Source organism: Micromonospora sp. NPDC049004, from assembly GCF_040649315.1.
In the GTDB taxonomy this organism is placed as follows: domain Bacteria; phylum Actinomycetota; class Actinomycetes; order Mycobacteriales; family Micromonosporaceae; genus Micromonospora.
In genome coordinates this window covers 1-18,160 of record NZ_JBEZFG010000017.1, presented here as the reverse complement: position 1 = coordinate 18,160, position 18,160 = coordinate 1, and the positions used below count along the sequence as shown (strand labels likewise).

The window sequence follows — 18,160 nt, the reverse complement described above, 5'->3', positions numbered from 1 at the left end:
GCGTTGTCGTTTTGGCTGCCCGGCCGACCCGACAACGGTGCGGGCCGTCACACCACCGGGTTGAACGACTCGCTGCCCTGTCCCGTACCGCAGACCATGCAGAGATCCCCGGGCGGACGTTTAGTCACGCTCGATAGGGTCACCAGTGAGGGTTCCGCCCATCTGCCGAGGAGCACAACCATCGTGGCTGCCAACCGACCTGAGCACTCTGAACTCAACTGGTCCGACCTCGATCGCCGGGCTGTCGACACCGTCCGCGTTCTGGCCATGGATGCCGTCGAGAAATCCGGCAACGGCCACCCGGGCACCGCGATGAGCCTGGCGCCCGCGGCCTACCTTCTCTTCAACAGGGTCATCCGGCACAACCCGGCCGACCCGAACTGGCCAGGCCGGGACCGGTTCGTGCTCTCCGCCGGGCACTCCAGCCTGACCCTCTACATCCAGCTGTTCCTGTCCGGCTACCCGCTGAGCCTGGCCGACCTCAAGTCGCTGCGGCAGTGGGGCTCGCAGACCCCCGGTCACCCGGAGCACGGTCACACCCCGGGCGTCGAGACCACCACCGGTCCCCTCGGGCAGGGCCTGGGCAACGCGGTAGGCATGGCCATGGCGGCCCGCCGCGAGCGCGGCCTGTTCGACCCGGAGGCCGAGCCGGGCAGGTCGGTCTTCGACCACAACATCTGGTGCATCGTCTCCGACGGCGACATCGAGGAGGGCATCAGCCACGAGGCCAGCGCCCTCGCCGGGCACCAGCAGCTGGGCAACCTCACGGTCGTCTACGACGACAACGAGATCTCGATCGAGGACGACACCCGCATCGCCAAGAGCGAGGACGTGGCGGCCCGCTACGAGGCGTACGGCTGGCACGTGCAGACTGTCGACTGGCGCAGCGGTGACGCCGACCAGGGCGACTACCACGAGGACGCCGAGGCGCTGTACCGCGCGCTGGTGGCCGCCAAGGCCGAGACCGGCCGTCCCTCCTTCATCGCGCTGCGCACCATCATCGGCTGGCCCGCGCCCAACAAGCAGAACACCGGCAAGATCCACGGCTCGGCGCTCGGCGCCGACGAGGTGAAGGCCACCAAGCGGATCCTCGACTTCGACCCGGAGCAGACTTTCCAGGTCGACGAGGAGGTGCTCGCGCACGCCCGCAACGTGATGGGCCGCGGCTCGGACGCCCAGCAGGAGTGGACCGTCTCGTTCGACGCCTGGAAGAAGGCGAACCCGGAGCGCACCGCCCTCTACGAGCGGATGGCCGGCCGCGTGCTGCCGGACGGCTGGACCGAGGCGCTGCCGGTCTTCCCCGCCGACGCCAAGGGCGTGGCCACCCGGGCCGCCTCCGGCAAGGTGCTCGAGGCGCTCGCGCCGGTGCTGCCGGAGCTGTGGGGCGGTTCGGCCGACCTGGCCGAGAGCAACAACACCACGATGAAGGGCGAGCCGTCGTTCATCCCGGCCTCGCACGCCACCAAGGACTTCCCCGGCCACGAGTACGGCCGCACCCTGCACTTCGGCATCCGTGAGCACGCCATGGGCGCGATCCTCAACGGCATCGCCCTGCACGGCGGCACCCGCCCGTACGGCGGCACGTTCCTGGTGTTCAGCGACTACATGCGCCCGTCGGTGCGACTGGCCGCGTTGATGAAGCTGCCGGTGACGTACGTCTGGACGCACGACTCGATCGGCCTGGGCGAGGACGGCCCGACCCACCAGCCGGTGGAGCACCTGACCGCGCTGCGCGCCATCCCGGGCCTGGACGTGGTCCGCCCGGCGGACGCCAACGAGACGGCGTGGGCCTGGCGGCAGGCGCTGGAGCACACCGACCGGCCGACCGCGCTGGCGCTGAGCCGCCAGCCGCTGCCGACCCTGGACCGGGACGTCCTGGGTGCCGCGGACGGGGTGGCCAAGGGCGGCTACGTGCTGGCCGAGGCATCCAACGGCAAGCCGCAGGTGATCATCGTCGGCACCGGCTCCGAGGTGCAGCTCTGCCTGACCGCCCGGGAGCGGCTGGAGGCCGACGGCACGCCGACCCGGGTCGTTTCGATGCCCTGCCAGGAGTGGTTCTACGAGCAGGATGAGGCTTACCGGGAGTCGGTGCTCCCGCGCGGGGTAAAGGCACGGGTGAGCGTGGAGGCCGGGATCGCCATGTCCTGGCGCGGCGTCGTCGGTGATCTCGGCGAGAGCGTCAGCCTGGAGCACTACGGGGCGAGCGCCCCGCACACCGTGCTCTTCGAGCAGTTCGGGTTCACCCCCGACCGGATCGTGGCGGCGGCACACGCCTCGCTGGCCCGGGTGGGCGACATCACCGGTTTCACGACCGGCAACTGAGGGAGCGTGGACGGCATGACGGACAAGCTGAATGAGCTCACCGCCGCAGGTGTGGCGGTGTGGCTCGATGATCTTTCCCGGGTACGTTTGAGCTCCGGCGGGCTGGACCAGCTCCGCCGTGAGAAGCACGTCGCCGGCGTCACCACCAACCCGACGATCTTCGCCAAGGCGTTGAGCGATGCCGACGAGTACAACTGGCAGCTGCGTGACCTCGCCATCCGTGGCGTGGACGTGGAAGAGGCCGTACGGATGCTCACCACGTACGACGTACGGTGGGCCTGCGACGTGATGCGCCCGTCGTACGACGGCAGCGCGGGCGTGGACGGCCGGGTCTCGATCGAGGTGGACCCGCGCAGCGCACACGACGCGGACAAGACGGTCGCCGAGGCCAAGGCGCTGTGGTGGCTGGTCGACCGGCCCAACCTCTTCATCAAGATCCCGGCCACCGAGGAGGGCCTGTCGGCGATCACCGACACCCTCGCCGAGGGGATCAGCGTCAACGTGACGCTGATCTTCGGCCTGGACCGCTACTCGGCGGTCATGGAGGCCTTCCTGGCCGGTCTGGAGCAGGCCAAGGCCAACGGGCACGACCTGTCGAAGATCGGCTCGGTCGCGTCGTTCTTCGTCTCCCGGGTCGACTCCGAGGTCGACAAGCGGCTGGAGAAGGTCGGCTCCGACCAGGCCAAGGCGCTCAAGGGCAAGGCCGCCGTGGCCAACGCCCAGCTGGCGTACGAGCGCTACACCGAGGTCTTCTCCTCGGACCGCTGGAAGGCCCTGGAGGCCGCCGGAGCGCACCCGCAGCGGCCGTTGTGGGCCTCCACCTCGACCAAGAACCCGGACTACCGGGACGTGATCTACGTCGAGGAGCTGATCGCCCCCGGCACGGTCAACACCATGCCGGAGTCGGTCATCCACGCTTACGCCGATCACGGCGAGACGCGCGGCGACACCGTGACCGGCGCCTACGACGCGGCCCGGAAGGTCTTCGCGGACCTGGAGTCGGTCGGGGTGGACATGGCCGACGTGATCGCCACCCTCGAGCGCGAGGGTGTGGAGAAGTTCGAGGCGAGCTGGCAGGAGCTGCTCGACGGCGTCAGCAAGTCGCTGAAGGCGGCGGGCACCGGCACGGGCGCTCCGAACAAGGCTGCCAAGGGCAACGCCAAGGCCGCCGAGAAGGCCGGTGGCGCGTGAGCGAGCGAATCAGCAAGCGGCGAAGCGGAGTGACGGCATGAGCGAGCGCAGCGAGCGAATCGGTAAGCCCAGCGCGAAGGTGCCTCATGGCGGCACGCAGCGAAGCGGAGTGACGGCATGAGCGACCTTCTCGCAGGGCCGGTGGAGGCAGCCGCCGGGCTCGCCGTGTACGGCGCGGACGCGGTCGACAAGTCCGCGCCCGCCTCGACCCGGGAGGCGCTGGTCAAGGCCGGCGTCCCCGGCAAGCTGGCCGCCAAGGACGCGGGCCTGTGGGGTCCGGACGCCGAGGCCGAGGCGAAGATCCGGCTCGGCTGGGTGGACACCCACCGGCGCAGCCGGGAGCTGCTGGCGCAGCTCGCCGAGCTGAGCGCGGAGCTGGCCGACCTGGACCACGTGGTGCTCGCCGGCATGGGCGGCTCGTCGCTCGCCCCCGAGGTGATCACGCGGACGCTGGGCCGGCCGCTGACCGTGCTGGACACGACCGACCCGGGCCAGGTCCGGGCGGCCCTGGCTGACCGGCTGGAGCGCACCGTGGTGGTCGTCGCCAGCAAGTCCGGCTCGACGGTGGAGACCGACAGCCACCGTCGCGCCTACTGGCAGGCGTTCCTGGACGCCGGGATGACCGAGGCGGAGGCCGGCCGGCACTTCGTCATCGTCACCGACCCGGGTTCGCCGCTGGAGGCCACCGCGGCCGAGATGGGCGCGTTCACCGTGCTCGCCGACCCGAACGTGGGCGGTCGGTACTCGGCGCTCACCGCGTTCGGGCTGGTGCCCTCGGCGCTGGCCGGCGTCGAGGTCGCCGAGCTGCTCGACCAGGCCGACGCGTTGGCCGAGTCGCTCGCCTCGGACCGCGACAACCCGGCGTTGGCGTTGGGCGCCGCGCTGGGCGCGGCCGCCACGCTGGCCCGTGACAAGGTCGCCCTGGTGTCCGACGGCACCGGCATCGACGGCTTGGGCGACTGGGCCGAGCAGTTGATCGCCGAGTCGACAGGCAAGGCCGGGGTGGGCATCCTGCCCGTCGTGGTCGAGTCCCCGCAGAGCCCCGGCGCCACCGGGCCGGACGTGCTGACCGTCAGCTACGGCGGCGCGTTGGCCGCCGGTGACGTGCCGGGCGGCGGCGCCGACCCGGACGTGGCCGTCAACGGCCCGCTCGGCGCGCAGTTCCTGGCCTGGGAGTACGCCACCGCGGTGGCCGGCGTGGTGCTCGGCATCGACCCGTTCAACCAGCCGAACGTCACCGAGTCCAAGGAGAACACCAACAAGATCCTGGCCTCGGGTCTGCCGGCGGAGACGCCGTCGTTCACCGAGGGCGCGATCGAGGTGTACGCCCCGCAGGGCGCCCCCGGTGACCTGGTCGGCGTGCTGCGCTGGCTGCTCGACGGGTTGGGCGAGGACGGCTACCTGGCCGCGATGGCCTACCTGGACCGGTTCGCCGACGCCGACGCGGCCCGGCTGCGTCCGCTGCTGGCCGAGGCGAGTGGCCGGCCGGTCACCTTCGGCTGGGGACCACGGTTCCTGCACTCCACCGGCCAGTACCACAAGGGCGGCCCGCAGGTGGGCAGCTACCTTCAGGTGACCGGCGCGGTCGCCGAGGACCTGGCGGTGCCGGGCAAGCCGTACACCTTCGGTGAGTTGCAGGCGGCACAGGCCGCCGGCGACCGGCAGGCCCTCGCCGGCCGGGAACGGCCGCTGCTGCGGCTGCACCTGACCGACCGGGCAGCCGGCGTCGCCCAACTACTCGACGCGGCCGGTGAGCTGCGGGCGTGAGGATGGACGCTGTGACTGAAGCGGAGCGAGAAGGCGGTTCGGTGAACCCGCTACGCGACCCGCAGGACCGCCGGTTGCCCCGGATCCCCGAGCCGTGCGCTCTGGTGATCTTCGGGGTGACCGGCGACCTGGCCCGCAAGAAGCTGCTCCCCGCGGTCTACGACCTGGCGAACCGGGGGCTGCTGCCGCCCGGTTTCGTGGTGCTCGGCTTCGCCCGCCGAGACTGGGGTGACGGCGACTTCGAGACCCTCGCGTGCGAGGCGGCCCGCAAGCACGCCCGCACCCCGTGGCGGGAAGAGGTGTGGGCGCGGCTGGCCGGCAACATCAAGTTCGTCGGCGGGTCGTTCGACGACGACGCGGCCTTCGACCAGCTCGCCTCGACGCTGGACGACCTGCGGCAGACCCACGGCATCGCCGGCAACGCGGCTTTCTACTTCTCCATCCCCCCGGCCGCGTTCCCCGTCGTGCTCAAGCAACTGGCCCGCACCGGGATGGCCGACAACGAGAAGTCCGGCGGCTGGCGCCGGGTAGTGGTGGAGAAGCCGTTCGGCAACGACCTGCCGTCGGCGAAGGCGCTCAACGACCTCGTCGACGACGTGTTCACCCGCCAGGACGTCTTCCGGATCGACCACTACCTGGGCAAGGAGACCGTCCAGAACATCCTGGCCCTGCGGTTCGCCAACAACCTGTTCGAGCCGTTGTGGAACTCGAAGTACGTCGACTCGGTGCAGATCACCATGGCCGAGGACGTCGGCATCGGCAGTCGGGCCGGCTTCTACGACACCGTCGGCACCGCCCGTGACGTGCTCCAGAACCACCTGCTCCAGCTCCTGGCGCTGGTGGCGATGGAGGAGCCGACCAGCTTCGACGCCGACGAGATCCGCGCCGAGAAGCTGAAGGTGCTCAAGGCGATCACCCTGCCCAAGGACGTGGCCCGGGACACCGTCCGCGGCCAGTACCTGCCCGGCTGGGTGGGCGGCGAACGCGCGGTCGGCTACCGGGAGGAGCAGGACGTCCCCGCCGACTCCACCACGGAGACGTACGTGGCGGTGCGGCTCGGCATCCAGAACCGGCGTTGGGCCGAGGTGCCGTTCTACATCCGGGCCGGCAAGCGGCTGCCCCGGCGGGTCACCGAGGTCGCCATCATGTTCAAGAAGGCGCCGCACCTGCCGTTCAACGACGCCGACATGGAATCGCTGGGCAACAACCAGCTCGTCATCCGGGTGCAGCCCGACGAGGGCGTGGTGCTCAAGTTCGGCTCGAAGGTGCCGGGCACCACGATGGAGGTCCGCGACATCGCGATGGACTTCCAGTACGGCGAGGCGTTCACGGAGTCCAGCCCGGAGGCGTACGAGCGGCTCGTCCTGGACGTGCTGATCGGGGACCGCACCCTGTTCCCGGACGCGGCCGAGGTCGAGCAGAGCTGGCAGGTGATCGACCCGCTGGAACACGCCTGGGAGGGCACCACGCCGGAGCCGTACCGCGCCGGCGAGTGGGGGCCACGGGCGGCCGACGAGATGCTGGCCCGCGAGGGCCGCGCTTGGAGAAGAGCATGATCGGGCTGTGGGACACCACCGGCAACGAGGTGGTCAAGGCGCTTGCCGCCGAGCGGCGCAGCGCCGGTGGTGTGGCCAGCGGCATGGCGCTCACCCTCATCGTGGTGGTGGACGAGAAGCGGGTCCGCGAGGCGGAGGCGGCGGCGACCATCGCCGCCGCGGCCCACCCGTGCCGGCTGGTGGTCGTGGTCCGCTCCGACATCGAGCGGGAACGCAACCGGCTGGACGCGGAGATCGTGGTCGGTGGCCGGCTCGGCCCCTGCGAGGCGGTGGTCACCCGGATGTACGGGCGGCTCGCCCTGCACGCCGAGTCGGTGGTGATGCCGCTGCTGGTGCCGGACGTGCCGGTGGTCACCTGGTGGCACGGCGAGCCGCCGGCGGAGATCGCCACCGACTTCCTCGGGGTGGTCGCCGACCGGAGGATCACCGACACGGCGCAGGCCACGGACCCGATCGAGGCGCTGCGGCAGCGCGCCCGGGACTACGCCCCGGGTGACACCGACCTGGCGTGGACCCGGATCACCCCGTGGCGGACCCTGGTCGCCGGGGCGTTCGACACCACCGAGGCGAAGGTCACCGAGGCGACTGTCGTCGCGCCGCCCAGCGACCCGACGGCGGCGCTGATGGTCGGCTGGCTGTCCAGCCGGCTCGGCATCACCCCGCGCCGGGTCGACAGCGACGAGTTCCCCCGGATGCGGGAGGTGCAGTTGACCTGCGCCAACGGCGACCGCCTGACGCTGACCCGCGAGGACAGCCTGGCGGTGTTCCGGCGGACCGGTCAGGACGACCGGACCCTGCCGCTGGTCCGTCGGCCGCTCGGCGACGAGCTGGCCGAGGAACTGCGCCGGCTGGACGCGGACCAGGTGTACGCGGAGGCGCTGGGCGCGACCGCCGGTCTGCGGGGTCTGGAACAGCGCCCCCCGCAGCGGGTGCACGTCTGGAAGGATCCGGCCACGGCCCAGCGCGCCGAGGCCGGGGTCACCGCGCACACCGGCACGAGCGGCGAGAGCTGAGCAGCACCACACCCGAGGGCCGGGACGCCATGTCCCGGCCCTCCACCGCCACCTCCGGACGTTCCGTCCGGTAACGACGCGACAGCGACCGCCCAGCGGTCGGGAAACGAAGGCACAACCCATGAGTGAGGCGAGTGTCGCCGTCCACGCCGACGCCGACCTGCTGGCGCAGGCCGTGGCGGCCCGGCTGCTGGTGAAGTTGCTCGACGCCCAGGCCGACCGGGGCGAGGCCGCGATGGTGCTCACCGGTGGGCGCATCGCCGCCGCCGTGTACCGGGCGGTGGCGCAGTTGCCGGCCCGCGACGCCGTGGACTGGTCCCGGGTCGACGTGTGGTGGGGTGACGAGCGGTTCCTGCCCGCCGGCGACCCGGAGCGCAACGAGACCCAGGCCCGCGCCGCCCTGTTGGACGTGGTGCCGCTGGACCCGGCCCGGGTGCATCCCATGCCGGCCTCCGACGGACCGGCAGGCAACGACCCCGAGGCGGCCGCCGCCGCGTACGCCGACGAGTTGGCCCGCGCCGCCCGGCCGGGGCACGCCGCGCTGCCGCACTTCGACGTGCTGATGCTGGGCGTCGGTGAGGACGGGCACGTCGCCTCGGTCTTCCCGGAGCACCCGGTGCACTACGAGACGCGGCCGGTCAGCGCGGTGCGGGGCAGCCCGAAGCCGCCGCCGGTGCGGACCACGCTCACCCTGTCGGCGATCAACACCGCCGAGGAGGTCTGGCTCGTGGCCGGCGGCGCCGACAAGGCCCGTGCGGTGGGCATGGCGCTGGCCGGCGCCGGCCCGGTGCAGCTGCCGGCCGCCGGGGTGCACGGCGTGGACCGTACCCGCTGGCTGCTGGACCGCGCGGCGGCCGCTGACGTGCCCGCCCGGCTGCGGAGCCTGCGCTGAGCGACGGTGCGGCCCCCGACGCGGGGGCCCGCACCTAGCTTTCGCCCCGGCGGCGGCGCAGCGCGGCGAGCGCCTCCGCCAGCAGCGCCTCGCCCTCTTCGGCGGTACGCCGCTCCTTCACGTACGCCAGGTGGCTCTTGTAGGGCTCGGCGCGGACCCGTCCGGGCGGGTTCTGCGCGTCCAGACCGGCGGGGAGCCCGCAGCGGGGGCAGTCCCACAGCGGCGGCGCCGTGGCGTCGGCCGCGATGCGGATGTCGGTCTGGTGGTCGTTGCGACACCAGTAGGTGACGTCCTGTCGGGGTGCGGGTTGGTGCCGCTCGTCCGGGCGCATGGGTGCGGACCCGACGCGGGCGCCGCGGATGACGTTGCCACTGGGCACGGCTGCTCGCTCCTGTCGTCGGAGGGGACCCGCCACCGTCGGGGATGGGCGGCGGGCGACGCGGTGCAGCGGAGAAAAGACTGCGCGCGGCCCGTCGAGTGACGGACCGCGCGCAGATTGTACGACTTCGCGGACCTGCTCAGGTGCCGCTGTTCAGCTGGAGACGGAGCCAGAGCCCCAGCCCGACGATCGCCGCGAACCAGACGACACCCACCAGAACGGTGTAACGGTCCAGGTTCTTCTCGGCCACCGAGGAGCCGGCGAGGCTGGAGCTGACGCCACCGCCGAACATGCTCGACAACCCGCCACCCTTACCGCGGTGCAGCAGGATGAGCAGGGTGAGCAGGATGCTCGTGATGACCAGCAACACGATCAACGTGTATGCGAACCAGATCGGCATGGCTGGGGGCAGTCCTCTCGTAGCGATCCTCGCCCGGACAGGTCGGGCACGGCGGCACCGGCCGGTGGACGGGCGGTGTCCAGGATAGCGAGCGATCAGCGAGCGATGTGCTCGGGGAACCGGCAGATCTGCGCGAATTCTTCGGCGTCCAGGCTGGCGCCACCCACCAGGCCACCGTCCACGTCCGGCTGGCCCATGATCGAGGCGACGTTGGACGCCTTGACCGAGCCGCCGTAGAGGACCCGGACCGCGTCGGCGGTCTCGGTGTCGAAGCGCTCCGCCAGCCGTTGGCGGACCGCGCCGCAGACCTCCTGCGCGTCCTCGGGCGTCGCGGTCTTGCCGGTGCCGATCGCCCAGACCGGCTCGTACGCGATGACGACCTGGCGCACCTGCTCGGCCGTGAGCCCGGCGAGGCCCCCGTCGAGCTGGTCGGCGCAGTGCGCCACGTGGGTGCCCTGCTCGCGGACGTCCAGCCCCTCCCCCACGCAGAGGATCGGGGTCAGGCCGTGCGCGAGCGCCGCCTTCACCTTCGCGTTGACCACCCCGTCGTCCTCGTGGTGGTAGGCCCGCCGCTCGGAGTGCCCGACCACCACGTACGTGCAGCCGAGCTTGGCGAGCATCGCGCCGGAGATGTCCCCGGTGTACGCGCCGGAGGCGTGCGGGGAGAGGTCCTGCCCGCCGTAGCCGATCAGCAGCTTGTCGCCGTCCACAGCCGTCTGCACGGTGCGCAGGTCGGTGAACGGCGGCAGCACCACCGTCTCGACCTCGGTGAGCTGCTTCTCGGTGAGGCTCGCGGCCAGCTTCTGCACGAGCAGGTTGGCCTCGAGGTGGTTGAGGTTCATCTTCCAGTTGCCGGCCATCAACGGCCGGCGGGTCGTGCTCGCCATGCTCAGTTCTCCAGGGCCGCGATGCCGGGGAGGGTCTTGCCCTCCAGGTACTCCAGGGAGGCGCCGCCGCCGGTGGAGATGTGACCGAAGCTCGACTCGTCCAGGCCCAACGCCCGCACCGCCGCGGCGGAGTCGCCGCCACCGACGACGCTGAACGCGTCGGCCTTGGTGATCGCCTCGGCGATCCCCCGGGTGCCGGCCGCGAACGCCGCCATCTCGAACACGCCCATCGGGCCGTTCCAGAAGATCGTCTTCCCCTGCGACAGGGCGGCGGCGAAGCCGGCGACCGTCTCCGGGCCGATGTCCAGGCCGAGCCGGTGGCTCGGGATGCCGTCGACGCGGACCGTGTCGTGCGCGGCGTCCGGGGCGAAGGCGTCCGCGACCACCACGTCGACCGGCAGCATGATCTTGCCGCCGGAGCGCTCCAGCAGGTTGCGGCAGGTCTCGACCATGTCCTTCTCCAGCAGCGAGGTGCCCACCTCCAGGCCCTGGGCCTTGAGGAAGGTGAAGCACATCCCGCCGCCGATGAGCAGCCGGTCGACAGTCGGCAGCAGCGCCTCGATCACCGCGAGCTTGTCGGAGACCTTGGAACCGCCCAGCACCACCACGTACGGCCGCTCGGGCTCGCTGGTGAGCTTGGAGAGCACCTCGACCTCACGCAGCACCAGCCGGCCGGCCACGTGCGGCAGCCGCGCCGGCACGTCGTAGACGCTGGCGTGCTTGCGGTGCACGGCGCCGAACGCGTCGTCCACGTACGCGTCGCCGAACGCGGCGAGCTGATCGGCGAAGGCGCCCCGCTCGGCCTCGTCCTTGCTGGTCTCCCCCGCGTTGAAACGCAGGTTCTCCAGCAGGGCGACCTGGCCGTCGGCCAGGCCCGCGACGGTGGAGCGGGCCGAGTCGCCGACCGTGTCGGTGGCGAAGTGCACCGGAGCGCCGAGCAGCTCACCGAGCCGCCCGGCGACCGGGCTCAGGCTGAACTGCGGGTCCGGCGTGCCCTTCGGGCGGCCCAGGTGCGAGCAGACGACCACCTTCGCGCCGGCCTCGACCAGCGCACCGAGGGTCGGCAGCACCGCGCGGATGCGCCCGTCGTCCGTGATGGCGCCGGACTGCTTGTCGAGCGGGACGTTCAGGTCGGCGCGCACCAGCACGCGCCGACCCGACACCCCCTCGGCGAGCAGGTCGTCGAGGGTCCGGATGCTCACAGCGACGAACCGACCAGCTTGACGAGGTCGACCAGGCGGTTGGAGTAGCCCCACTCGTTGTCGTACCAGCCGACGACCTTGACCTGGTTGCCGACGACCTTGGTCAGCGGCGCGTCGAAGATGCACGACGCCGGGTCGGTGACGATGTCGGTGGAGACGATCGGGTCTTCGTTGTAGACCAGGATGCCCTTGAGCGGGCCGTCCGCGGCGGCCTTCAGCGCGGCGTTGACCTCGTCCACAGTGGTCTCGCGACCCACGTTGACGGTGAGGTCGGTGACCGAGCCGGTCGGGATCGGCACCCGCAGCGCGTACCCGTCGAGCTTGCCCTTCAGGTCCGGCAGCACCAGGCCGATGGCCTTCGCGGCGCCGGTCGAGGTCGGGACGATGTTGAGCGCGGCGGCGCGGGCCCGACGCAGGTCCGAGTGCGGCGCGTCCTGCAGGTTCTGGTCCTGGGTGTACGCGTGGATCGTCGTCATCAGGCCGTGCTGGATGCCGAACGTGTCGTGCAGGACCTTCGCCATCGGCGCGAGGCAGTTGGTGGTGCACGAGGCGTTGGAGATGATGGTGTGCTTCGCCGGGTCGTAGGTGTCGTGGTTGACACCCATGACGACGGTGACGTCCTCGTTCTTCGCCGGAGCGGAGATGATGACCTTCTTGGCCCCGCCGTCGACGTGCGCCTTGGCCTTGGTGGCGTCGGTGAAGAAGCCCGTCGACTCGATGACGACGTCGGCGCCGACCTCGCCCCACGGCAGCTTCGACGGGTCCTTCTCGGCGTACGCCTTGATGGTCTTGCCACCGACGGTGATCTCGTCGGCGGTGGCCTTGACCTCGTACGGCAGGCGGCCGAGGATGCTGTCGTACTTGAGCAGGTGGGCGAGCGTGGCGTTGTCGGTCAGGTCGTTCACCGCCACGACCTCGATGTCGGCGTCGGACGCCAGCACTGCCCGGAAGAAGTTACGGCCGATTCGGCCGAAGCCGTTGATGCCAACCCGGATGGTCACAGGTCCCATCTCCTCGCGTTCTGGTCTGCCGGCTTCAGACAACGGGCCGGCGGAGTGGTGTGCGCCGACCGTTGGAGCCGGCCGTTGACGGTTCGTCTCGGCACCCCGCCGCGGTCTGAGGACCTGACCGCCCGAGGCGGTAAGCACGACGAGGAGTGCCTGTGTCGGCCCCCTTGCCGTACTCAGCGACCTTATCCGAGCGCGTGAGAGCACGCCGCGCCGGGGCGTGGTCCCGGCGCACCGTACGGCCCCACCGTCCTATCAGACCACGAGCATGTCGGGTGTGACGGCCGCTTCGGTATCCGGGATGCCGAGGTCCCGGGCCCGCTTGTCGGCCAGCGCCAGCAGACGGCGGATCCGTCCGGCGATGGCGTCCTTGGTCAGCGGAGGCTCGGCCAACGCGCCCAGCTCCTCCAGCGACGCCTGCCGGTGCTCCAGGCGCAGCCTCCCGGCGTCGGTGAGGTGGTTGGGCGCCTCGTCGGCAAGGATCTCCAGCGCCCGGGTCACCCGGGCCGCGGCGGCGACGGCGGCACGCGCCGAGCGGCGCAGGTTGGCGTCGTCGAAGTTGGCCAGCCGGTTGGCGGTGGCCCGCACCTCGCGGCGGACCCGGCGCTCCTCCCAGGCCAGCACGCTGGAGTGCGCGCCGATGCGGGTGAGCAGCGCAGCGATCGCGTCGCCGTCCTTGACCACCACCCGGTCCACCCCGCGCACCTCGCGGTTCTTCGCGGTGATGCCGATCCGCCGGGCCGCGCCGACCAGCGCCAGCGCCGACTCCGGCCCGGGGCAGGTGATCTCCAGCGCGCTGGAGCGGCCGGGCTCGGTGAGCGAGCCGTGCGCCATGAACGCCCCCCGCCACGCCGAGACCGCGCAGCAGACGTTTGCCGCCACCACGTGCGGGGGCAGCCCGCGCACCGGACGACCGCGCACGTCCAGCAGGCCGGTCTGCCGCGCGAGCGCCTCACCGTCCTTGACCACGCGGACGATGAAGTGGCTGCCCTTGCGCAGCCCACCGGACGCCAGCACGTGGATCTCGCTGGGGTAGCCGTAGACCTCCGCGATCTCCCGGCGCAACCGACGCGCCACCGCGCCGGTGTCCAGCTCAGCCTCCACCACCACACGGCCGGAGACGATGTGCAGCCCGCCGGCGAAGCGCAGCAGCGCCGCCATCTCCGCCCGCCGACAGCAGGGCTTGGGCACGTCGACCCGACTCAGCTCGTCCTTGACCGCAGCCGTCATCGCCATTGTGCGTCCCCTCACGGACCTGTTCCGGCGTGTCGCCGGAGATTACGTACGTGTCTAACGATCGGCGCCCAGGACAGGCACCAGCGCGGCGCCCAGGGCAGCCGGATCATGGCGGGGAGTGCCGTCGGTGACGGCGACGGGGGCGAGGACCAGGCGGGCACCCAGCGATTCTGCCGCACGTTCGACCGGTTCAGGGTCACCCACCGCCTTGGCGTCCGCGAGCACGAGATCGACCTTGAGTTCGGGCAGGTACCAGCGCAACGCCGCCAGATGATCGGCGACCGAGAGGCCGAGGGTCTCCTTCTCCGCGGCCAGGTTCAGCGTGACCAGCCGCCGGGCCGAGCTGGACACGATCGCGTCGGCCAGCTGCGGCACCAGCAGGTGCGGAAGAACACTCGTGTACCAGCTGCCCGGCCCGAAGATCAACCAGTCAGCCGCGCCGATCGCCGCCAGGGCCTCGGCGCAGGCCGCCGGGGCGGCCGGGGTGAGACGCAGCGACTCGACCCGCCCGGTGGTGACCGCCACCTGGTGCTGACCGCGTATGGTCCGCACCTCGTCGGGGGCGCTCGGGTCGGCGCCGCGCACCCGCGCCTCGATGCCTACCGGCTGGCGCGACATCGGCAGGACCCGCCCGACCGTGCCGAGCATCGCCCCGGCGTGTTCCAGCGCCGCCACCGGGTCGCCGAGCAGCTCCATGAGGCCGCAGAGCACCAGGTTGCCCACCGCGTGCCCGGCCAGGCCGTCGGAGCGCGCCGCCGTCGGTTCCGCGCCGCGCGACTCCGGGCCGCCCGCCGCCGTCAGGTCCGCGTCGGTCCCGTCCTGCGGGGGTACGCCGACAGCCGGCACCGCGGCGAAGCGGTGCTGGAACAGTCCGGCGCTGCGTCGGGTGGCCGGGTGGTCTCCGGCCAGCGCCACCAGCGCCTGGCGCAGGTCACCCGGGGGCAGGCCGCCCCGTTCGGCGCGCAGCCGGCCGCTGGAACCGCCGTCGTCGCCGACCGTGACCACCGCGGTGATGTCCAGGTCGAGTTCGGGGGCGCAGTGGCGCAGCGCACGCAGCGACGCGGACAACCCGTGCCCTCCGCCGAAGGCGACCACCCGACGCGCCGTCATTCCCGCCCCAGGTCGCGGTGCTGCGCGTTGGCGGCCAGCCCCGACTGGCGCAGCCGACCGGCCAGCTCCTCGGCGATGGCCACGCTGCGGTGTTTGCCGCCGGTGCAGCCCACGGCGACGGTCAGGTACCGCTTGCCCTCCCGCTCGAACCCGGTGGTGGTGGCGTTGACCAGGTCGGCGTACGAGGCGACGAAGGCGTCCGCGCCCTCCTGACCCAGCACGTACGCGCTGACCGCCTCCTCCCGACCGGTGTGCTCGCGCAGCTCCGGCACCCAGTACGGGTTGGGCAGGAACCGGGCGTCCAGCACGAAGTCGGCGTCCGGCGGCAGGCCGTACTTGAAGCCGAACGACAGCACGGTGACCCGCAGCCGGCGGGCGTCCTCGCCGCCGAACAGCTCCTCGATGCGCCGACGCAGCTGGTTGACGTTCAGGTGGCTGGTGTCGATGATCACGTCGGCCTGGTCGCGGGCCTCCTCCAACAGCCCGCGCTCCACCGCGATGCCGTCGGCCAGCCGCCCGTCGCCCTGCAACGGGTGCGAACGCCGGACGCTCTCGAAGCGCCGGATCAGCACCTCGTCGTCGGCGTCGACGAACACCACCCGGGGCGAGAAGCCCCGCTCCTTGAGCTCGCGGATCGCCCCGGCCAGGTCGGTGGAGAAGGCCCGCGAACGGACGTCCAGGACCATCGCCGTACGCCGGGCCGCGCCGCCGGCCTTGAACGCCAGCTCGGCCATGTCGAGCATGAGCGCCTGCGGCAGATTGTCCACGACGTAGTAGCCGACGTTCTCCAACGCCCGCGCGACGGTGCTGCGACCGCCACCGGACAACCCGGTGACCACCACCAGAGTGGTCTCCGACTCGGCCGCCGGCTGCCCGTCACCGGCTGTGTGCGCCTCGCTCACCCGTACCCCCAAGCCGTGGCGCCGCGGCCGCCATCGGCCGCGATTGGTCAATCAGCGACTCTATCCCGCCGGTCGGCGCCGGGTCGGGCGCGTCCGCTCCCGGGTAGCGCGGGTCGCCCTCCCGACAGGCCGCACCCTTGGCGGCTGTCAGTAGTCATCTGTGCGCTTCGCGCGATCGCCGCAGGTCAGGGCCGACATTCCGGAGGTCTCCGCCGAGCAACGTGCGGGATCGGGGCCGCTTCGCCCCGCCGAGCGGCCCGGCCGACCGGTCCAACTGACCGCTCGCCCGTCCGGTGCGCCCGGGTGCGCCGGGCGAGTGGTGTCGGGGTCGGCTCGTAGACTCCGCGGATGGCTTCCCCCACCGACGTGCGAGCCGAGGCCGCGCTGGACGCGCTGCGCCGGGTGTTCGGCTACGACGCCTTCCGCGGTTTCCAGCAGCAGGTCATCGACCATGTCGTCGCCGGTGGCGACGCGCTGGTGCTGATGCCCACCGGTGGCGGCAAGTCGCTGTGCTACCAGATCCCGGCCCTGGTCCGCGAGGGTGTCGCGGTCGTCATCTCCCCGCTGATCGCGCTCATGCAGGACCAGGTGGACGCGCTCACCGCGGTAGGTGTCCGCGCCGGCTTCCTCAACTCCACCCAGACCCTGGACGCCCGGCGGCGGGTGGAGGCCGCGTTCGTCGCCGGCGAGCTGGACCTGCTCTACCTGGCCCCGGAGGCCCTCGGCGTCCGGTCCACCCTCGCCCTGCTCGACCGGGGGCGGATCTCCCTGTTCGCGATCGACGAGGCGCACTGCGTGTCCCAGTGGGGCCACGACTTCCGGCCCGACTACCTCGCGCTGTCGATGCTGCACGAGCGCTGGCCGCAGGTCCCCCGGATCGCGCTGACCGCCACCGCGACGAGCGCCACCCGCCGCGAGATCGCGACCCGACTGGGGCTCGACGACGCCCAGCACTTCGTGGCCAGCTTCGACCGGCCCAACATCCAGTACCGGATCGTGCCCAAGCGCGAGCCCCGCAAGCAACTGCTGGCCCTGCTGCGCGACGAGCATCCCGGCGACGCCGGCATCGTCTACTGCCTGTCCCGCGCCTCGGTCGACAAGACCGCCGAGTTCCTGACCGCCAACAGCATCGCCGCGCTGCCCTACCACGCCGGCCTCGACGCGGCGACCCGCGCCGCCAACCAGCAACGCTTCCTGCGCGAGGACGGCCTCGTCATGGTGGCCACCATCGCCTTCGGCATGGGCATCGACAAGCCGGACGTGCGCTTCGTCGCCCACCTCGACCTGCCCAAGTCCGTCGAGGGCTACTACCAGGAGACCGGCCGCGCCGGCCGCGACGGACTACCGTCCACCGCCTGGCTGGCGTACGGCCTCCAGGACGTGGTCCAGCAGCGCAAGATGATCGAGACGTCCGACGGCGACCTCGCGCACCGGCGCAACCTCGCCGCGCACCTGGACGCGATGCTCGCGCTCTGCGAGACGGTCCGCTGTCGACGGGTGCAGCTGCTCGAGTACTTCGGCGAGACCACCCCGACGGCCTGCGGCAACTGCGACACCTGCCTCAACCCGCCGGAGTCGTGGGACGGGACCGTCGCCGCCCAGAAGCTGCTCTCCGCCATCTTCCGCCTCGACCGCGAACGCAACCAGCGGTTCGGCGCCGGGCACTGCATCGACATCCTGCTCGGCAAGCAGACCGACAAGATCAGCCAGTACGGGCACGACGCGCTGACCGTCTTCGGCATCGGCACGGAGTTGAGCGAGGCCGAGTGGCGGGGCGTGGTCCGGCAACTCCTCGCCGAGGGGCTGCTCGCCGTGGAGGGCGACTACGGCACCCTCGCCCTGACCGAGGCCAGCGCCGACGTCCTGGGCCGCCGCCGCACCGTCACGATGCGCCGCGAGCCGGAGCGGCCGGTGTCGAGCCGGTCGTCGAAGCCGCGCGGCGCGGCCACCGTCGTCGCCGAGCTCACCCCGGCGGCCGCGTCGGTCTTCGAGCGGCTGCGCGCCTGGCGGGCGGCCACCGCCAAGGAGCAGGGCGTCCCGGCGTACGTCATCTTCCACGACGCCACCCTCCGGCAGATCGCGGGCGACGCGCCCACCTCGCTGGCCGAGCTGTCCCGGGTCAGCGGGGTCGGCGAGAACAAGCTCGCCAAGTACGGCGAGCAGATCCTGGCCGTCCTCGCAAGCGACTGACCTGGACATGCGACAAGGGCCGGACCCCACGATCGGGGTCCGGCCCTTGTCGGTTGGTGTGTTGGTGTGTGGGTCAGCTGGTGGCGTAGCCGCGGGTGGCGATCCA

15 protein-coding genes are annotated in these 18,160 nt (G+C 72.0%); 7 read left to right on the top strand and 8 right to left on the bottom strand.

Going from position 1 to position 18,160, the window contains the following annotated elements; translation table 11 throughout:
• Positions 1 to 183: 183 nt before the first annotated feature.
• The 6 genes from tkt (at position 184) to pgl (ending at position 8,741) form a co-directional block, all read left to right on the top strand.
• A complete protein-coding gene (gene tkt, locus AB0B97_RS31585; RefSeq protein ID WP_357498870.1) occupies positions 184 to 2,322 on the top strand; it encodes a transketolase in 2,139 nt (712 codons plus the stop codon).
• Between the two features lie 15 nt (positions 2,323 to 2,337).
• Positions 2,338 to 3,513 (top strand): transaldolase, encoded by a 1,176-nt coding sequence (gene tal, locus AB0B97_RS31580; protein ID WP_234588441.1) that lies wholly within the window; start codon positions 2,338 to 2,340, stop codon positions 3,511 to 3,513.
• A 117-nt stretch (positions 3,514 to 3,630) separates the two neighbouring features.
• Positions 3,631 to 5,280 carry a glucose-6-phosphate isomerase gene (locus AB0B97_RS31575; protein WP_357498867.1) on the top strand — a complete coding sequence of 550 codons (1,650 nt, stop codon included), beginning with the start codon at positions 3,631 to 3,633 and terminating at the stop codon, positions 5,278 to 5,280.
• 2 nt (positions 5,281 to 5,282) lie between these two features.
• Entirely contained in the window at positions 5,283 to 6,836 is a 1,554-nt protein-coding gene (gene zwf / locus AB0B97_RS31570) for a glucose-6-phosphate dehydrogenase (RefSeq protein WP_234588467.1), read from the top strand.
• A complete protein-coding gene (locus tag AB0B97_RS31565) occupies positions 6,833 to 7,849 on the top strand; it encodes a glucose-6-phosphate dehydrogenase assembly protein OpcA (protein WP_234588443.1) in 1,017 nt (338 codons plus the stop codon). Before zwf ends, AB0B97_RS31565 begins: the two co-directional genes overlap by 4 nt.
• 121 nt (positions 7,850 to 7,970) lie before the next feature.
• Positions 7,971 to 8,741, top strand: coding sequence for a 6-phosphogluconolactonase (gene pgl, locus AB0B97_RS31560; protein ID WP_234588444.1), 771 nt, complete (start codon positions 7,971 to 7,973; stop codon positions 8,739 to 8,741).
• 34 nt (positions 8,742 to 8,775) lie between these two features.
• On the opposite strand, the gene AB0B97_RS31555 is transcribed toward pgl, so the two are convergent.
• The 8 genes from AB0B97_RS31555 to rapZ all read right to left on the bottom strand — a co-directional run bounded on the left by AB0B97_RS31555 (position 8,776) and on the right by rapZ (position 15,864).
• Positions 8,776 to 9,120 (bottom strand): RNA polymerase-binding protein RbpA, encoded by a 345-nt coding sequence (locus tag AB0B97_RS31555; RefSeq protein WP_354860378.1) that lies wholly within the window; start codon positions 9,118 to 9,120, stop codon positions 8,776 to 8,778.
• A gap of 139 nt (positions 9,121 to 9,259) precedes the next feature.
• Positions 9,260 to 9,520 (bottom strand): preprotein translocase subunit SecG, encoded by a 261-nt coding sequence (secG, locus tag AB0B97_RS31550; RefSeq protein ID WP_234588446.1) that lies wholly within the window; start codon positions 9,518 to 9,520, stop codon positions 9,260 to 9,262.
• A 95-nt stretch (positions 9,521 to 9,615) separates the two neighbouring features.
• Positions 9,616 to 10,407 carry a triose-phosphate isomerase gene (gene tpiA / locus AB0B97_RS31545; RefSeq protein WP_357498862.1) on the bottom strand — a complete coding sequence of 264 codons (792 nt, stop codon included), beginning with the start codon at positions 10,405 to 10,407 and terminating at the stop codon, positions 9,616 to 9,618.
• 2 nt (positions 10,408 to 10,409) lie between these two features.
• Positions 10,410 to 11,609 (bottom strand): phosphoglycerate kinase, encoded by a 1,200-nt coding sequence (locus tag AB0B97_RS31540; protein WP_357498860.1) that lies wholly within the window; start codon positions 11,607 to 11,609, stop codon positions 10,410 to 10,412.
• Positions 11,606 to 12,610, bottom strand: coding sequence for a type I glyceraldehyde-3-phosphate dehydrogenase (gap, locus tag AB0B97_RS31535; protein ID WP_124853956.1), 1,005 nt, complete (start codon positions 12,608 to 12,610; stop codon positions 11,606 to 11,608). Before gap ends, AB0B97_RS31540 begins: the two co-directional genes overlap by 4 nt.
• A gap of 261 nt (positions 12,611 to 12,871) precedes the next feature.
• Positions 12,872 to 13,852, bottom strand: a complete 981-nt coding sequence (gene whiA, locus AB0B97_RS31530; RefSeq protein WP_074312802.1) for a DNA-binding protein WhiA — start codon at positions 13,850 to 13,852, stop codon at positions 12,872 to 12,874.
• Between the two features lie 54 nt (positions 13,853 to 13,906).
• Positions 13,907 to 14,962, bottom strand: coding sequence for a 2-phospho-L-lactate transferase CofD family protein (locus AB0B97_RS31525; protein WP_357498857.1), 1,056 nt, complete (start codon positions 14,960 to 14,962; stop codon positions 13,907 to 13,909).
• Entirely contained in the window at positions 14,959 to 15,864 is a 906-nt protein-coding gene (gene rapZ / locus AB0B97_RS31520; RefSeq protein WP_234588457.1) for an RNase adapter RapZ, read from the bottom strand. The genes AB0B97_RS31525 and rapZ overlap by 4 nt, the downstream gene beginning before the upstream one ends.
• Positions 15,865 to 16,212: 348 nt before the next feature.
• Between rapZ and recQ the strand changes: the two genes are divergently transcribed.
• A complete protein-coding gene (gene recQ, locus AB0B97_RS31515) occupies positions 16,213 to 18,054 on the top strand; it encodes a DNA helicase RecQ (RefSeq protein WP_357498854.1) in 1,842 nt (613 codons plus the stop codon).
• Positions 18,055 to 18,160 lie beyond the last annotated feature (106 nt).